This window comes from Halolamina sp. (assembly GCF_036626355.1).
GTDB lineage: Archaea > Halobacteriota > Halobacteria > Halobacteriales > Haloferacaceae > Halolamina.
Genome location: NZ_JAZKRY010000070.1, coordinates 1 through 15545, shown reverse-complemented (window position 1 = coordinate 15545; position 15545 = coordinate 1). Strand labels below are relative to the sequence as shown.

Annotated in this window: 16 protein-coding genes; 6 read left to right on the top strand and 10 right to left on the bottom strand. The window is 66.5% G+C overall.

Annotation, left to right across the window (positions count from 1 at the left end):
* Positions 1–460: right-handed parallel beta-helix repeat-containing protein (locus V5A38_RS11280; RefSeq protein ID WP_332325863.1), on the top strand; the 460-nt coding region annotated here is incomplete at its 5' end.
* A gap of 803 nt (positions 461–1263) precedes the next feature.
* Here V5A38_RS11280 and V5A38_RS11270 read toward each other — a convergent pair.
* Complete coding sequence (locus tag V5A38_RS11270; RefSeq protein ID WP_332325862.1) at positions 1264–2244, bottom strand: transcriptional regulator; 981 nt, start codon at positions 2242–2244, stop codon at positions 1264–1266.
* 145 nt (positions 2245–2389) lie between these two features.
* Here V5A38_RS11270 and V5A38_RS11265 point away from each other — a divergent pair, with 145 nt between their 5' ends.
* Positions 2390–3676, top strand: coding sequence for a tRNA(Ile)(2)-agmatinylcytidine synthase (locus tag V5A38_RS11265; RefSeq protein WP_332325861.1), 1287 nt, complete (start codon positions 2390–2392; stop codon positions 3674–3676).
* An 18-nt stretch (positions 3677–3694) separates the two neighbouring features.
* Here V5A38_RS11265 and V5A38_RS11260 read toward each other — a convergent pair whose 3' ends face one another.
* The 6 genes from V5A38_RS11260 to V5A38_RS11235 form a co-directional block, all read right to left on the bottom strand.
* Positions 3695–4270 (bottom strand): NUDIX domain-containing protein, encoded by a 576-nt coding sequence (locus V5A38_RS11260; RefSeq protein WP_332325860.1) that lies wholly within the window; start codon positions 4268–4270, stop codon positions 3695–3697.
* Complete coding sequence (locus tag V5A38_RS11255; RefSeq protein WP_332325859.1) at positions 4267–5391, bottom strand: pyridoxal-phosphate dependent enzyme; 1125 nt, start codon at positions 5389–5391, stop codon at positions 4267–4269. The genes V5A38_RS11260 and V5A38_RS11255 overlap by 4 nt, the downstream gene beginning before the upstream one ends.
* Positions 5392–5574: 183 nt before the next feature.
* On the bottom strand, positions 5575–6534 hold the full coding sequence (locus V5A38_RS11250; protein ID WP_332325858.1) for a succinylglutamate desuccinylase/aspartoacylase family protein: 960 nt from the start codon (positions 6532–6534) through the stop codon (positions 5575–5577).
* A gap of 93 nt (positions 6535–6627) precedes the next feature.
* Complete coding sequence (locus tag V5A38_RS11245) at positions 6628–7815, bottom strand: Xaa-Pro peptidase family protein (protein WP_332325857.1); 1188 nt, start codon at positions 7813–7815, stop codon at positions 6628–6630.
* Between the two features lie 467 nt (positions 7816–8282).
* Entirely contained in the window at positions 8283–8555 is a 273-nt protein-coding gene (locus tag V5A38_RS11240) for a hypothetical protein (protein ID WP_332325856.1), read from the bottom strand.
* 51 nt (positions 8556–8606) lie between these two features.
* Positions 8607–9218, bottom strand: coding sequence for a translation initiation factor IF-2 subunit beta (locus V5A38_RS11235; RefSeq protein ID WP_332325855.1), 612 nt, complete (start codon positions 9216–9218; stop codon positions 8607–8609).
* A 154-nt stretch (positions 9219–9372) separates the two neighbouring features.
* Between V5A38_RS11235 and V5A38_RS11230 the strand changes: the two genes are divergently transcribed.
* The 3 genes from V5A38_RS11230 to ftsZ all read left to right on the top strand — a co-directional run bounded on the left by V5A38_RS11230 (position 9373) and on the right by ftsZ (position 12036).
* Entirely contained in the window at positions 9373–9870 is a 498-nt protein-coding gene (locus V5A38_RS11230; protein ID WP_332325854.1) for a zinc-ribbon domain-containing protein, read from the top strand.
* Between the two features lie 772 nt (positions 9871–10642).
* Positions 10643–10822, top strand: a complete 180-nt coding sequence (locus V5A38_RS11225; RefSeq protein WP_332325853.1) for a ribbon-helix-helix domain-containing protein — start codon at positions 10643–10645, stop codon at positions 10820–10822.
* A gap of 2 nt (positions 10823–10824) precedes the next feature.
* Positions 10825–12036 carry a cell division protein FtsZ gene (gene ftsZ / locus V5A38_RS11220; RefSeq protein ID WP_332325852.1) on the top strand — a complete coding sequence of 404 codons (1212 nt, stop codon included), beginning with the start codon at positions 10825–10827 and terminating at the stop codon, positions 12034–12036.
* Positions 12037–12141: 105 nt separating this feature from the next.
* Here the strand turns inward: ftsZ and V5A38_RS11215 are convergent, their stop codons facing one another.
* From V5A38_RS11215 to V5A38_RS11205, 3 genes are all read right to left on the bottom strand, one after another.
* The gene (locus V5A38_RS11215) at positions 12142–12798 is read right to left on the bottom strand and encodes a hypothetical protein (RefSeq protein ID WP_332325851.1); all 657 of its coding nucleotides are present in this window, start codon (positions 12796–12798) and stop codon (positions 12142–12144) included.
* Positions 12799–12849: 51 nt separating this feature from the next.
* The gene (thrC, locus tag V5A38_RS11210; RefSeq protein ID WP_332325850.1) at positions 12850–14151 is read right to left on the bottom strand and encodes a threonine synthase; all 1302 of its coding nucleotides are present in this window, start codon (positions 14149–14151) and stop codon (positions 12850–12852) included.
* Positions 14152–14235: 84 nt separating this feature from the next.
* Positions 14236–14619: a helix-turn-helix domain-containing protein gene (locus V5A38_RS11205; protein WP_332325849.1), complete on the bottom strand. Its 384-nt coding sequence runs from the start codon at positions 14617–14619 to the stop codon at positions 14236–14238.
* A gap of 109 nt (positions 14620–14728) precedes the next feature.
* On the opposite strand from V5A38_RS11205, the gene V5A38_RS11200 reads away from it, so the two are divergent.
* Complete coding sequence (locus tag V5A38_RS11200) at positions 14729–15412, top strand: DUF5828 family protein (protein WP_332325848.1); 684 nt, start codon at positions 14729–14731, stop codon at positions 15410–15412.
* The last annotated feature ends 133 nt before the right edge of the window (positions 15413–15545 follow it).

The following is a 15545-nucleotide window of genomic DNA, read 5'->3' as shown; positions in this document are numbered from 1 at the left end:
CACCTGGCCCGGGGTTCCGTATCGCTTCGACGGCCAGGACCATACACTCACCGACGGCGCGGTCACGGTCGAGCCCGGCGCCCGGTTCACCTTCGGCGACGGCGCGCGGATTCAGGTCAGAGCTGGGAGTTCGTTCACCGCCGAGGGGACGGGCGACTCGCCCATCACCTTCGAGGGAGCGTCGGCCACGCCCGGCCACTGGCAGGGCATCTGGATAAAATCGGACAATCCGAACAACAGTTTCGACAATGTCGACATCGCCCACGGTGGCGCGAACGACTACGCGAATATCTACCTCGAGGGTACCGCGGGCAACGGGCACGCCTCGGTCACCAACAGCACACTCAGAGAGAGCGCGACGTGGGGGATCTACGTCGAGGAGGGTGCCGCACTCGTCGAGTCGAGCAACAACACCTTCGAGGACAACGAGGAAGGAGGCATCAGGAGGCCCGAGTCCTGACGGTAAGCGAGAACGTCACAACCCCGACAACCTGTCGGCGTCGTTCCTGACCAGACCCGGTCGATAACTGGCGATTACAGAGCGCTCGGGAGCCGGACCATCGTCCCAGACAGTGCACGCGGTTCGGATGGTCACTTCCGGAGCGCGGCCTCACGCTCTGTCGCCGCTAACGTCTCCGCTTCGACGTCGGTCGCCACCACAGCCGGCTTGTATACGCCGCCGGCTGTCACCGGAAGCCGGTGGCTTCCGGGTGCCCGAGGAGCGTCGCTCCTCGATGCGAGCGGGAGCTTCGCTCCCTCCGTGCTCCCGGGAACACGCGGGGAGGGTATGTGGCCGACCAGAGCAGGACCGAAGCTCCTGCAGGCTGTACGGGCGACTCATGGGTCGCCCGTGCAACGGATGGGAGGCCACGGGAAGCGAGCGGGGAGCACCGTTGGACCCGATGTCCCACGAGTAGCCGGCGGAGCCGGCGACGCATGCGACCCGCGAGCAGTGGGAAGCCGGTGCTGTGCTGGGCCTCGTGCCCGGCACTCGGCGGTGCTAGAGTCCCTGGGAACTCCGTGGTGGCGTTCGCGGTGCAGTCGCCGTCTGCAGTCCCAGAGTCCAAACACCCTCCGCAGTGCTGTTCACACTGCTGTCGAATTCGCACCGGACAACTACTCGAACGACGGCCTCGTATCGATCACTCTGCGGTCCCACGTGTCCAGGCCAACTCCGCGGTGACGGTCGCAGTGTCGTCGCAGGTGCGGGAGAAGTCGCTCTCGTACAGGAGTGCTGAACGACGAAAAACCAAACCGCCTCATTCAGGCTTCGCCAGGCTCGGCGGCGCGCTCCCGGAGCAGCTCCCGAACCGCCTCGGGATCGTCTGTCTCCGCAAGCTCCTCACAGGAGACCAGCGCGGTCCCCTCGACGGAGTCCCGTTTTTCCTCCTCCTCGGTGAAGTAGACCGACCGGGTCCGGGTCACCTCGCTCAGCGAGGACATGATCCGGGCGCGCTTCTCCGCGCTCCGGGTGAACGTGGAGTGACCCATCAGCACCGTTGCGCCCTCGCGGCCGTTGCGCTCCTCGTCCTCCGAGACCGCTTTGAACGGTGCACGAACTGTCGGGTGCACGGTGAAGCCAGCACGGGTGAGCACGCCGACGACGTGCTTATCGCTGGGGTGGGCCTCCGGCGGATCCGGGGTTGGTTCGGCGTCGTGAACCTCCTCGGCACCCTCCATCACGTTCATCGGCGACGTGAACGGGCGGTCGAACATGTCCTCGAGCTGCACCGCCACGTCGATGGAGGCGTTCATCCCGTCCTCGTACTTCGACACTGTGCGTCGGGAGACGCCGAGTTCGGAGGCGAGCTTCCCGAGGCTCCAATCCCGGCCTTCACGAACCTGCGAGAGCAGGTCGCCGTCGATATTGACGTAGAGGCCGCCCGGTGCGGCGTAGATGAGCGGCGGAACCTCTTCGATGAAGAGGTCGTAGGCGGTGTCGGGGTGGAGCGCCGGCACGCCGTGGCGGAAGTACACCACCTCGGGTTTGAGCTCCTCGTCGCGAGTGCGCATCCCAACGACCATCGGCGTCGCCGAGAGATGCTCGCCCAGTCGGCGCATCTCCTCGCCCGTCTCCGCGTCGAACGCGTCGACGTTCCCCAACACTTTCAATAGCACGAGCTCCTCGCCGCGCCGGGCCGCCACGTCGAAGCTCTTGGGACGGATGGCACACCGGTCGCTCACCCGGAACCCGGCGTCCTGGAGCATCGCCGAGACGTTTTCGATCAGCGCGGTTCGACCCATATATATGTTATAGCGACTCACGGCTTATATTCGTTGCGCAGGTACATCCCGGCTATGTCGGGCGAATCTGTCAGTCTAACCCGGGAGCGCCACCGAACCGGCGGGGACGCGAAACCGGCTTGGTTCCCCGCCACCAACGTCCTCCATGACCGTCGTCGGCGTCGACGATACTGACTCCCGGAAACGGGGGATGTGCACGACGTATCTCGCCGCCCGCATCGCCGAGCGAATCGAGTCTGCGGGGGGAGACGTCGAGCGACGCCTGCTGGTTCGACTCAACCCCGCCGTCGACCGGAAGACCCGCGGAAACGCTGCCCTCGCGGTCCATACGGACCTCGACGCCGAGAAAGCCGCCGACATCGCTCGCGAGGAACTCGCCCCGCTGGCAGAGACTGAGGACCCCAGAACCTCGCCAGGACTGGTCGTCGCGGACTGCGACCCCGAAGCCGTTCCCGAGCAGGTCGCACAGTTCGCCAGCGACGCTGTTCGGTCGTTTCACGACCTGGATGACGCGCTCGCACTCGCCGCGGATGCGGGCTTCGAAACCGAGAGCTGGGCAGAGGGGTACGGCCGCATCGGTGCGCTGGCGGCCGTCGGCGCCTATCGCGCCTTCGAGGAGTGGACCTACGAGCAGATCGCCTACCGGGCGTTCGAGCGCTGCGGAACCCCCCGCGAGGTAGACGAAGCGAGCCTCTTCGCCGCCGCCGACGAGGGCTACCCAGCGGCCTGGGACACCGTCGACCACGGCGAGGGCGAAGCTGTCTGTGTCCCCAGCGCCCCCGGCCCGATTCTCTACGGCATTCGCGGCGAGAGCCCCGAGGCAGTGCGCTCGGTCGCTGCAGGGATCGAGTCCGAACCGGTCGAGCGCGACGCACTCTTTCTCACGAACCAGGGCACTGACGCCCATCTCCGAGCCGTCGACGTCGACGACCTGGGCGAACTCCGAGATGATCGGGCCTACCGCGTCGATGCCGTCGTCACCGACGAACCAGCGACCCGGCGCGGCGGGCACGTGTTCCTCCGGGTTCGAGCCGCCGACGGTGATTCCACAGAACTCCAGGCCGCCGCATTCGAGCCGACCAAGCGGTTCCGCGACCGGGTACGCGCGCTCCGACGGGGCGACCGACTCACACTCTGTGGCGAGGTGAGCGACAGCACGCTCAAACTGGAGAAGTTCGCGGTCCGCGACCTGAACCGGACCGCCGAGCGGAACCCGGTCTGTCCGGACTGCGGAAACACAATGAGCTCCGCCGGGCGGGAGCAGGGCTATCGCTGCCGGGACTGTAACACTTCGGCGCCGGGAAAGGAAACAGTCGAACTGGATCGGGAGCTTGAGCAGGGCTGGTACGAAGTGCCGCCGTGTGCCCGCCGGCACATCGCCAAGCCGCTGGTTCGGGGCGGCTTCGACGCGCCGACCCATCCGGAACGGTAAGCTCGGCCCCCAATCAGCTTAGAACTCGGCGATCGCCGCCTCGATGGTTCCCCGGTCCCCGACTCGTTCGAACGCGTCCCGACAGACCGCCGGCTCCTCCGCGTAGGCCCACGGGAGCCGGTCGAACGTCTCCGGTGTCGCCCAGCGCAGGGCGTCAAGGTCGTCCGCAGCCGCGGGCTCACCGTTCGTCCGTTCGAACGAGACGGCGTAGTCAGCGCAGACCATCTGCTTCACGTCGGTGAGTCCCGTCTCGTCGGCGAGCGCAGCGAGGTCACGAACACCGAGCAGCAGCAGCGCCTCGGTGGCGACGGTGAGGCCGGTCTCCTCGGTCAGTTCGCGGGTAGCCGCGGTCTCCGGCGCCTCCCAGAGGTCGACGTGGCCACCCGGCATCGAGAGTCGCCCTTCGCTCGGGGGCCTGGCGCGCTCGCCGAGCAGCACGCGGTTCTCAGTTGGGTCGACGACGGCGACGGAGGCTGCGATGCTCGGGGAGTGGTACACCGAGCGCTCACAGCCCGGACAGCGGTAGCGTGGCGCCTCGCTGTCGTCGAGTTCGGTCCCACAGTCCGGACAGTAGGTGGGCGGATACTCGGTCACGTTTTCAGCCCGCTCCCGGTCAGGGGCACGACCACGTCGTCGTCCTCGTGTAGAACGCCGCGCTCGCGATACGCCCGGAGCGCCGCGGGGGCGACGGCGCAGGTCGGTTCGGTGTAGAACCCGTCGCTGTGGAGCCGGTCCAGTTCCTCGGCGACGGCCTCCTCGGGAAGCGCGATGGCGTCACCGTTCGTCGCGTGGATGGCATCGAGGATCGCCTCCTTCCGGACCGGCTCCCGAATCTGGATGCCGTCGGCCACGTCGTTCGACCCCTCGGCGGGGCCGTGGAGCTCGGCGGCGATGGCGTCGTAGCCCGCGGCCTGGGCGCCGAACATCCGGGGCACCGAGTCGGTCCAGCCGGCCTCTTTCAGCGTACGGAAGCCGCGGTAGGCGCCGAGGAACAGCGTGCCGTGGCCCAGCGGCGAGACGATGGCGTCGGGCACCGCCCAGTCACGCTGGAGCGCCGTCTCGTAGGCAAACGTCGCCGTGCCGGCGAAAAAGGCGGGGTTCCAGGCGTGGGAGGCGTACCAGGCACCCGCCCTCTCCTCGCCCGTTGCATCCCCCTCGTCGGGTGCGAGCGCGTCCACGCACGCGTCGGTCACGTCCTGCCGCGTTCCCTCGACTCGGACGGGCCTCGCGCCGGCGGCCTCGATGGCCCGGAGCTTGCTCTCCTTGACGCCGGCCGGGACGTAGATCTCGGCGTCGATGCCCGCGCGGGCGGCGTAGGTGGCGATGGCGGCGCCCGCATTCCCGGAGGAGTCGTCGACGACCCGTTCGACGCCGAGTTCGAGCGCCCGCGAGACGGTCGCGGTGGCGCCGCGGTCCTTGAACGAACCGGTGGGGAAGACGTACTCCAGTTTGAACTCGGCGTCCCACTCGGGGGCGGGCTGGAGCGGCGTCATCCCCTCGCCGAGGCTGACGCGCTTCTCCACGGGGAGGAACTCATCGAAGCTCCAGAGGCCGTCACGGCTGTCGAACGCCGCGGGGTCTGGCGCCGGCTCCGCGGGCAGGGGCTGGTGTGCGAACGCCAGCGGGTGGCCGCAGGTACAGCGCCAGCGGTCCGCGTACTCGGCGCCGCAGGCGGGACAGACGAGCGGGGTTGGGTCGGTGGCGGTGTCGCGCATACCCGGTGGATGCGGCGGCGCTGTTCAGTAGTTGTTGGTTCCGGAAGCTGCGGGTCGGCAGGGTGTCCGGCCTCATAGTGATTACTGCGAGTCTGTCCCGCCGTGACCATCCGTGTCGGTGACGGGAGCCCCTGAACCGGCGGCTCTCGACACCGTCGATGAACCTATTCGCCGTAATCACTATCAGACCGTGTCGATATCCGTCGCCACCGAGCAGACGTACTCCCCTGACGCGACCTGTGGGAGTCGGCGGGAGCGCCAGAACACGCCCGAGCAGTCGGCTGTCACCCGGCCTTTGAGTTGGCCAAACGGGTCGGTCACCTCGAACAGGACGTCGCCACGGGCAACCTCGTCGCCCAGGTCCTTGCGGAAGTGCGTGACGCCCCCCGTCGGGGAGTTGTACTGGTCGAAGCCGGTGGCGCGAGTCTGCTCGCCTGGCGACACCTCGCCGTCGAGGAAGCCGTAGTAGGTGAGCACGTTGAACACGCCATCGACGCCGTACAGGATGCTCTCCTCGTCCCAGCCGACACAGCCGCCCAGCTCCGGATCGACGGTGGGGATGGCGTCGTCGGGCGCCGCACGCGCAAGCTGGCCGTCCGGCCCCTTCTGGTCGAGGATATGGCCCGTGCCGAACACTTTCGCGAGTTCGAGACAGTCGTCGTGGAGCCGGTGGTGTTTGCCACAGCGCACCCGCGTCTCGTTGAGCATCCGTGAAGTGGAGGCCTGGTGAAGGTCGAGCACGTAGTCGGCGCGGCTGGCGACATCGAACGTCGCCGCGGCGATACGCTCCGAACTGGTGCCGTCCTCGTCGCCCGGGTAGGCCCGATTCATCTTCGTGTCGTCGATCGGGTTGCGGTGCTCGCCAACCTGGTAGGCGTAGTAGTTGACGATCCCGACGAACAACACCGCGCCCGAGAGCGCGGACGGGTCGAGCCGGGGGACGACGCGGGTGAGCACGCCGAGCCCGTTGAGTTCGTCGCCGTCGGACACCGCCTGAATGTACAGCGTCTCGCCGTCGTCGGCGCCGTTGACCACACAGACCGGGAGCCCAACGGGGCTACCGTCACGGGTTTCGCCGACTCGGAGCCGACCGGTGTCGACCTCGCCGGGGTTCGCGCTCGCGTCTCCGAGCGTGATGCTCATTACACGTGTCTGGACGTGGGCCGTCTTAGGGGGTTCGATACGGGCACGGAGCGCCGCGAAACGCGACGAAAACCGGGAGAGCGTTGTGACGGCTTACTCGGAGATGACGTTCGAGGCGAGATCGCGTGGGAAGTAGGTCAGCCACTCGGTGCCGTCCTCGGTGATGGCGATGGTGTCGGAGTGGCGGTAGCCCTCGTTCTCGGTGTAGATCCCGGGCTCGATGGTGTACACCTGGCCGGGCGCCATCTCGTCATCGTTCTCGCCGACGTAGTCGTAGTCACCCCAGCCCTTGTCGATGTACGGCGGCTCGTGGCCGTCGAGGCCGATGTTGTGGCCGACGTGGTGCTGGGCGAGGTCGGTGATATGCTGCTCCTCGAAGAACTCCCAGACCTGCTCGTCGACGGCGGAGAGCGGGACGCCCGGCCCGAGCGCGTCGATGGCGATGTCCTGGGCCTCGAGCATGAGGTCGAAGTAATGCTCCTGCTCGTCGCTCACCTCGCCGATGAACATCGTGCGCTCGAGTTCGGAGTTGTAGCCGTCGACGTTGGCCGACGCGCCGGTGATGAGTACGTCGCCGCGCTCGAGGCGCCTGTTCGGCGTGTGGCCGTGGGGGAGCGCTGTCTCGTCGGCGGAGATGAAGCCGGCGCGGGCCGGCCCGGTGCCCCGGACGTTCTCGGTGAACCGGTCGCCGAGCGTGTCGAGCATCGCACGGGAGGCCTCCATCGACGCCTGCTGGGAGACTGTCGCGGGGTGGGCCCCTTCCTCCGCGTAGTCGGCGAGATAGCGGTGGGCGAGGTTCGCCCAGTTGGCCGACTCCTGGATGAGTTCGATCTCGGCATCGGTCTTCTCCCAGCGCATTCGCGGGACCCAGGACTGGCTCTCCACGTCGACGTACTCCGAGAGCGAGGGGCCCTCGTAGCCCATCACGCCCGGCGCGCCGTCGCTGTCGACGGCGACGGAATCGGCGCCGAGTCCCTCGAGCATCGCTGCTGCGGTCGCGATGGGTTTGCCCTGCGGGTAGTCGAAGTACTGGTGGACATCGTCGATGCGGTCGACGGTCTCGACGCGCTCGATCTCCAGCCGGGGGACCGTGATCTCGATGCGGTCCTCCGTCACCGCGAGCGCGACCGGGCGCTCGGTCTGGACGTGTTCGAAGCCGGAGACGTAGTGGATGCTCGTTGCGGAGAACCAGACCGCAGCGTCGGCGTCGGTGTTCGAGAGTTTCCCCCGCACCTCGCTGAGTCGTGAGCGGTACTCGGAATCAGGGAGTTCTGTCGGCATACCCCGATTGTTCATCGGTGACGCCAAAAACATCCGGGTGGCCCCCGGTTCCTGCCGGGTACTGCTGGTGAATCGGTGCCCAGCAGTCGCCGCTGAGTCCTTCCGCAAGCGGCGTCAGTCCTCGAGCGTCTCACACTCGATGCTCGAGAGCCCCATCGCGTTGCCCGTGACGGCGGTGGTGAGCCCGGCGTCGCGGACGAGCACTGCTACCCAGATGGGGACCAGCCCGAACGGGAGGCCGAACGCGAGCAGCGCCTTCGGACTCTCAGGCTGGCCCAGATGTTCTGCCGGATCACGTTGGTGGCCTCGGTCGACAGTTCGTCGAGAGAGCGCTCGTCGCTGCGAACCGTATCAGCAGGGACCTGTCCGGCGTGCGGGTGTGACTAACCCAGTGCAGGGCCGGGCGTTCGACTAGTGAGAAGAGCGGCCGGTAGCGTTGTGGGCTGCCGAGTGGTCCTCCGGGGACGCTATGCGGTGTCAGGCTCGTCCTCCTCATCGACTTCATCGACGACCCCGGTGGTCTCGCGCTCGACCTCGGCGGCCTCCTTCTCAGTCGTCTCGGCCGGCTTGGCGTGTTCAGCTTCGCCCAGCTCCTCCATGATCGCCTCGCGTGCCGCCACCTCGTCCGCGTACTCGTCGTCGAGCCGGTCGAGCGCGCTCCCCAGCGACTCCTCCTGTCGTTCGTGGCGCTCACGCTGGCGTCTCGCAGCCTCCTTCTGGGGGTCTTTCTCGTCAGCCATGGCTCCCTGTTAGGGGCCAACCGGTAAGGAAATGGCGGCTGGTCGAGCGGCTTAGAGTTTCTTCGCGAACACGAGGTTGCCCGAGACGTTCTCTACCTTCGCCCGCACGGTCTCGCCCTCGCTGGCGCCCGTGACGAACATGGTGTAGTCGCCGCGTTTGGCGACGCCGTCGCCTTTTCGGCCGGTGTCGGTGATTTCGACCTCGTAGGTCTCGCCCTCCTCGATATCGGTCGTTACCTGCTGGCTCTTGCTCGCCGTGGACTGCTTGGTCACCGGGCGGAACGCCCCACAGGCCTCACAGCGAAGCATCATCGTGCCGTCCTCGTTCACCAGTCGGGTGTCGGGGAGCCCACACTCCGAACAGCGCACGAACTCCTGGATGTAGCTGTCGATGGCGGCCTGGAAATCGCTCGGGGAGAAGCTCCCGTTGTAGCGCGAACGCCCGTCACCGAGCTGGCCGGCCGTCCCCAGTTCGCTCTGGATCTCCCGGTGGAGATGCTCCCCCTCCCGAGAGAGCGCATCGGCGATCTCCTTCAGGTTGGTGAGCCGTGTGAACGCGCCGTCCTTCTGTGTTTCCGGCTCGGGCACGCTGAGGCGCTCTTCGCTCCCGCCGAGTTCCGGCACGAGCGTGAGCGCACGGTCGAGTTTCGCCTCGTAATCCATGTCTGAGTATAATCGCTGCGGGGGGTTTATGGCTTCCGAGGGGCGCTTCCGGTCGAGAAACCGCCGAGCGGGGCTACCTGGCGTGTCTGACAGCTCCGCTGACACGCGTCAGACACCGCGGAAACTACTTGTGGGAGCGGCTCAATCGTCGTGTATGAGCAAAATCACCTTCCGCGCCGACGACGCGCTCGTCGAGCGGCTGGACGGCCTCGACGCGTCGAAAAGCGAGGTGATGCGCGAGGCGCTCCGGGAGTTCCTCGACCGACAGCCCGGGGTCGGCGGCGCGACAGGAGAGAGCGGTTCGGCAGTGGCCGGCGAGCCGGTTGCCAAACGTGTCGACGAACTACTGCAGCAGCGACTGGGCGAGGAGGCTACTCGGGACGTAAACGTCAATATTACCCTGGATACGCCGGGGAACACGACCGTCGAAGGGGGCATAACGGACGAACCCGAGCGCACCGAGGACGACGACGGGAGTTGCCCGCAGTGTGGCCACGATATCGACGAGGAGCACGCTTACTGCCCCAACTGCGGTGAGGAAGTCCAGCGCACCCCCCAGTGTGAGTGCGGCCAGGAGATCCGTGGCGAATGGACGTTCTGTCCCGGCTGCGGCCGTCGCAGCCCGACGTCTGACGTGTTCGACCGGGCGTAGCACGCGCCGGGTGCGTTTCCCGATGGTGTTCAGTATCAGTAGGTTCAGGCCCGATTGTAATCCGTTTCACGTGCGTTCCCAGAGCTACGGGAGGATCGGGGAAGATATCGCCGTGCAGGGCCTCATCCTCCGCGCCAGGGGCCGGAAATACCACAGCACCCGACTCTACACTATTGGCGTCGGCGGCGGCGAACGTCGACTTCGGTAGGATAGCGTCGTCACGTCCGGAGCAGTAAGACGCGCGTCTTACGGTCGTCCAGACGCTGGACATAGAGTGCTGACCAAGATTTATACCGTGGGCACGTTACGGAGGAGGAACGTACCGCCATGAGACCTCAGCGACCCCTCGCCCCAGCAGCCAGCGCCCCCGCCGGTGGGACCGCGTGCGACATGACACGATCGGCGCCGGACCGGGTGCGACGACGAAAACGCGGTGAGTGTCATACACTGAGGTCGCCGTGTGGTGATTTGCTGTCAGACATCGAATTGGGCAATATCCAGTTTCTGGCGCTCAGCAACGCTGTTTTTTGGGTCTCGCGACGTATGAATGAGAGTGACGACGAACGGCAGGATGTAAACGCTGGAGCCACAAAGCACCGAAACTTTATTATATTAGCTTGAAACCGTCGGTAGCTTTTTATGGAATAGTTCCGTTCGGTACGATGCGTAAGACGGTCGTCTTACAGAGTCCAGCCGGGGCGGGGACCCCGGTATGGTCGGGACTGTGGGACAACGGCTCGCGCCGGATTCGTCTTACCGGGGGAAATAACCAATGGAGCGTGTCACACTACGGATACCACGGCAGCAGGTCGAACAGGTCGAAGAACTGGTGGAGACGGGGGAGTACCCCAACCGGAGCGAGGCCATCCGGTCAGCCGTTCGGGAGATGATCAACGAGAGCGACGCGGAGGAGCAGAGCGGGCGTCGTGACGCGAGCTGGGCCAAGGTGTAACGATGCAGGATATCGTTCAGGACGCACTCGATAACGCGGAGGCCGAGCAGCGCTCGATGCAGGAGGACGCCGACGACGACGAGTTCGGTGACCCTCGAATCGTCATCGTCGGCGCCGGTGGCGCTGGCAACAACACCGTCAACCGACTCTACAACATCGGCGTCGACGGCGCCGAAACCGTCGCCATCAACACCGACAAGCAGCACCTCAAGATGATCGAGGCCGACACGAAGATTCTCGTCGGCAAATCCCTCACTGAAGGGCTCGGTGCCGGTGGCGACCCGGAGATGGGCCAGCGCGCAACCGAGATGGCCCAGGGAACGATCAAGGAAGTGCTCGGCGACGCGGACCTCGTGTTCGTCACTGCCGGCATGGGCGGTGGGACGGGGACCGGTGCCGCACCCGTGATCTCCGAAATCGCCAAGGAGGCTGGGGCAATCGTCGTCGGGATGGTCTCGACACCGTTCAACGTCGAGCGCGCCCGCACGGTGAAAGCCGAAGAGGGACTCGAAAAGCTCCGCGAGGAGGCCGACTCCATCATCGTGCTGGACAACAACCGCCTGCTCGACTACGTCCCCAACCTTCCCATCGGGAAGGCGTTCTCGGTGATGGACCAGATCATCGCCGAGACGGTAAAGGGGATCTCCGAGACCATCACGCAGCCGTCGCTCATCAACCTGGACTACGCGGACATGTCCACGATCATGAACCAGGGCGGCGTCGCCGTGATGCTCGTCGGGGAGACACAGGACTCGAACAAGACCGAAGAGGTCGTCTCCGACGCGATGAACCACCCGCTGCTCGACGTGGACTACCGCGGCGCCAGCGGCGGGCTGGTCCACATCACGGGCGGCCCCGACCTCACGCTGAAGGAGGCCGAGGGGATCGCCGACAGCATCACCGAGCGCCTCGAGGCCTCGGCGAACGTCATCTGGGGCGCCCGGATTCAGGAGAGCTACAAGGGGAAAGTCCGCGTCATGGCCATCATGACCGGCGTCCAGTCCGCACAGGTACTGGGTCCAAGCACGCAGAAGCAGGCCAACGAATCCAAGCGTGCGCTCGGCGATACCGACATCGAGAACGTCGACTTCGATGCCAAGCGCAACGCGAAGGAGGGTGACACGGGCGACCGACAGCAGTCAGCGACGACGACTCGCCGGGACGGCGGTCGCGACCGGACCGATACCAACAACGGGTTGGACGTCATCCGATAGCGCTGGTGCGACGCTGCCGGTGCATCGCACGACCGACGCGTTTTGTGCCGCCCGGTCTTTCTACCACGTCATCGAGCCCGTGAGCGATGGCCCTCTGCCCGCCGCTCAGACGACGTCGCCGCGAACCGTCGCACCCGTCTGCTCGCGGCGATGAGCGCGCATCGCCTCGGCGGCCGTCTCCGCTGCGTCCTGGTCGACGCCGAGCATCGAGAGCGACTCGGGCAGCGTCGGGAACGCGATCTCGCCCGCCCGGAGTTCCGTCAGCGTCTCCTCGTCGCGCTGGCCGTCGATCCAGAGGCAGGCTCCGCGCGGGTCGAGAATCTCCTGGTAGGCTTCCCGGTCCATCGCCCCTTTGAGGCGCTGGGTGACGTTATCGCCGAACGAAGCGTTGCAGACCTCCAGATGGATCGGCTCGTCGTCGTCGGTGAGATGGGCAGCAAGACAGCGCTCCGGGGCGGCGTAGCCGTTCTCGCTGGCCCGGAGATACTCGGGATACTGCTCGGCCCAGTCAGCCCGGACGGTGCTGCCGACGCCTTTCACCCCGTACTCGCGCTCGAAGCGCTCGCCAGCGTCGTCCGGCCCCTCCGAGTCGTCCCGCAGAAGAATATCCTTCGTGAGGTAGATATCGAGGCGGTCGATCGGGTCGAGACCGAGCGCGGCGTCACCGTAGAGCCAGATCTCCCGGACCGGCACGGGCATCCTCTCGTCCTCGACGGTGGAAAGCAGCGCCTCCACGCGGTCGAATGCGGCGACACGTTCCATTTGTCGGGTTAAGGGACGGCGTAGGCAAGAGCGTAGCGTTCGAGAGTTGGACTAGGACAGCAGCGACAGCACCGCGTTTACATCGTTTTCGACTGGTTCAGGTTCGTCGCCCGCCGCGGCCGCGGCCCCGGGGTCTTTCAGCAGATGCCCCGTCGTGAGACAGACGACGCGCTCGTCGGCGTCGACCTCACCACGCTCTCGGAGCGTGCGGAGGCCGGCAACCGAGGCCGCGGAGGCGGGTTCGACACCGACACCTTCGCGTGCCAGTGCGCGCTGGGCGTCGGTAATCGTCTCGTCCTCGACAGCGACGGCGGTGCCGCCCGTCTCACGCACCCCCGGGAGTGCCTTTGATGCGTTGACCGGTTCGCCGATGCGGATCGCCGTCGCGCGCGTCTCGACCGTCTCCCAGCGCTCGACGGTGTCGGACCCGCTCTCGATAGCCTCGACGAACGGCGCGGCGCCGGCGGCCTGCACGCCGGTGAGTTTGGGCACCTCCTCGACCGCCATCGCACCGGCGTGGACCAGTTCCCGGAAACATTTGTAGAGCGCGGCGGTGTTGCCCGCGTTGCCCACTGGGAGCACGATGCGGTCGGGGAACGTTCCTTCCTCGTCGCGGAACTGCTCGAGGATTTCGAGGCCGATCGTCTTCTGGCCCTCCAGCCGGAACGGGTTGAGGGAGTTCAGCAGATACGCCTCACCGGCTACGGCGAGCTCCTGGACGATGTCGAGACAGTCGTCGAAGTTGCCGTCAACCTCCAGAATCCGGGCGTCGTGGAGCGACGCCTGGGCGACCTTCCCGGCGGCGACCTTCCCAGCGGGCAGGAGCACCAGCGTCTCCAGGCCCGCCCGGGCGCCGTAGGCCGCGAGCGCCGCGGAGGTGTTGCCGGTCGAGGCACAGGCCAGCCGGTCGACCCCGACAGCCTCGGCAACACCGACGCCGACGGTCATCCCGCGATCTTTGAAGCTCCCCGTCGGGTTCATTCCCTCGTGTTTGACCCGGAGCCGGTCGAGCCCGAGGTCGGCCTCGATGCTGGGGACCTCGTACAGCGGCGTGTCCCCCTCCGGGAGACTGACGCCGGCAGGCGGGTCGTCGGGCTCGGCCGCGCGAGTTCGGCCCGTCTCGAAGGGGAGCGCGGCGGCGTAGCGCCAGACACCCCGGCCTTCGAAGGCGTCCCAGCTGGGGAGGTCGGCGTAACGCACCTCGAGCAGGCCGCCGCAGTCGTCACAGGTGTAGCGGATGTCGGCGAACGGCGGGAACGTCTCGCCGCAGGCGATGCAGGCGAGCCAGCAGTTCTCGTCGACGTCGGGCGGCCGCGTCGGTGGCGGTGCGGTGAGGGAGAGGGAATCGGTCATCGACCGCCACTCGGAGGGGCGGCGTGAAAAGTCGGTCGGGGTAGTCAGGCGAGCTGGTCGCGGTGAGCGGAGCCGTGGGTGTCGTCAGTCCTCGTGGCCGAACTCCCCGATAGCCGCGTGGACGTTCTCCACCCATTCGTCGAGCGCGGTGTGGAGCATCTCCTTGGCTACCGGGAGGTCGACGGCGGTGTACTCGTAGACGTAGCCGCCGGGGTCGAGCAGCCGGCGCCGGCGATCGACGAGGTTCTTCGAGAGCAGCGTCGTCAGCGAGCGGTTGACGTTACTCCGGTCGCGGTCGAGTTCGTCGGCGAGCTCGGCGACGGTGCTATCGGGCGCGTCGAGGAGGGCGAGATACGTCCGACTCTCGTGGTTCTGGATACCGAACACGCAGGCGAGAATTTCCTGGAAGCTGGGCTGTTCGGTCTCCATGAGGTCGGCCATCTCCGGCGTGTCTGGGCGTCCACTCATACCCGGTCGTTGGGCTCGGCGCGTAAAACACCGACTTCTCCGGCATAGCGGTGTGGGAACGTGGAACAGCCGGAACTTATGTGTGCCGAACTCCTGCCGTCTACAAGAGATGGAGGAGAGCATCGCCGGCTTCAAACAGCGCGGCTCGTGGGGCGAGATCGTCGAACACGGCGAGCGCATCACCAGTGCGCTCCGGGACGCCAGCGTTGACGGCGAGGCGTTCGATGAGTGGGACGAATGGCGACCCAAATCCCACGAGCGCCTGGGCGAAGACATCGAAGAGAAGACTGCAGAACAGGCAAGCATCGGCGAGGGCCCCGGCGAACGCGAAGGAAAGCGGCCCGAGGACGACATCAAATCCGCCGGGGAGAAGCTGAGTGAGTCCTACGAGAAAGTCGAGGAAGGCGAGAGTGAAAGCGCCATCGAGCGCTGGCAGGACTCGATCAGCTACGCGACACGGGCTGCTGACTCGGCGGGACGGAAAGCCATCCGGACCGTCGAGGACACCGTCTACCGGAAGGTGATGACCCAGCTCGCGCCGTACTACTTCGACAACGAACTCGTGAGCGCGAACGTCCAGCGCAGCTCCCGGGGCGACCGGGAGGAGTTCGTCTTCGAAGTGAACATCAACGACGACGAGCTGAAAGAGGAGGTGAGCGATCGCCTCGCGGAGTACGAGGACGTGGTCGACCGGTGGCATATCGACACCGAAAAGCAGACCGAGACCTCCGAAGCCGTCGAAGGGGTCGAGGCGCCCGAAAACGGCGAAGAATCGAAATCCACGACGAACTAAGGCTCCTCCCGAGTCGCCGCCTTCGTCGTGGGGTTCGAAGAAATCCACGACAACTGATAGTGATTACTGCGAGTCTGTGCCGCCGTGACCATCCGTGTCGGTGATGGGAGCCCCTGAACCGGCGGCGTTCGAC

Excerpts from the sequence above, each read along its gene's own strand:
- V5A38_RS11240 (WP_332325856.1), bottom strand. The coding sequence starts at position 8,555 with ATGGCTGACGAGAAAGACCCCCAGAAGGAGGCTGCGAGACGCCAGCGT.
- V5A38_RS11265 (WP_332325861.1), top strand. The coding sequence starts at position 2,390 with ATGACCGTCGTCGGCGTCGACGATACTGACTCCCGGAAACGGGGGATG.
- thrC (WP_332325850.1), bottom strand. The coding sequence starts at position 14,151 with ATGACCGATTCCCTCTCCCTCACCGCACCGCCACCGACGCGGCCGCCC.
- V5A38_RS11225 (WP_332325853.1), top strand. The coding sequence starts at position 10,643 with ATGGAGCGTGTCACACTACGGATACCACGGCAGCAGGTCGAACAGGTC.
- V5A38_RS11230 (WP_332325854.1), top strand. The coding sequence starts at position 9,373 with ATGAGCAAAATCACCTTCCGCGCCGACGACGCGCTCGTCGAGCGGCTG.
- V5A38_RS11200 (WP_332325848.1), top strand. The coding sequence starts at position 14,729 with ATGGAGGAGAGCATCGCCGGCTTCAAACAGCGCGGCTCGTGGGGCGAG.
- V5A38_RS11235 (WP_332325855.1), bottom strand. The coding sequence starts at position 9,218 with ATGGATTACGAGGCGAAACTCGACCGTGCGCTCACGCTCGTGCCGGAA.
- V5A38_RS11205 (WP_332325849.1), bottom strand. The coding sequence starts at position 14,619 with ATGAGTGGACGCCCAGACACGCCGGAGATGGCCGACCTCATGGAGACC.
- V5A38_RS11215 (WP_332325851.1), bottom strand. The coding sequence starts at position 12,798 with ATGGAACGTGTCGCCGCATTCGACCGCGTGGAGGCGCTGCTTTCCACC.
- V5A38_RS11270 (WP_332325862.1), bottom strand. The coding sequence starts at position 2,244 with ATGGGTCGAACCGCGCTGATCGAAAACGTCTCGGCGATGCTCCAGGAC.
- V5A38_RS11245 (WP_332325857.1), bottom strand. The coding sequence starts at position 7,815 with ATGCCGACAGAACTCCCTGATTCCGAGTACCGCTCACGACTCAGCGAG.
- V5A38_RS11250 (WP_332325858.1), bottom strand. The coding sequence starts at position 6,534 with ATGAGCATCACGCTCGGAGACGCGAGCGCGAACCCCGGCGAGGTCGAC.
- V5A38_RS11255 (WP_332325859.1), bottom strand. The coding sequence starts at position 5,391 with ATGCGCGACACCGCCACCGACCCAACCCCGCTCGTCTGTCCCGCCTGC.
- ftsZ (WP_332325852.1), top strand. The coding sequence starts at position 10,825 with ATGCAGGATATCGTTCAGGACGCACTCGATAACGCGGAGGCCGAGCAG.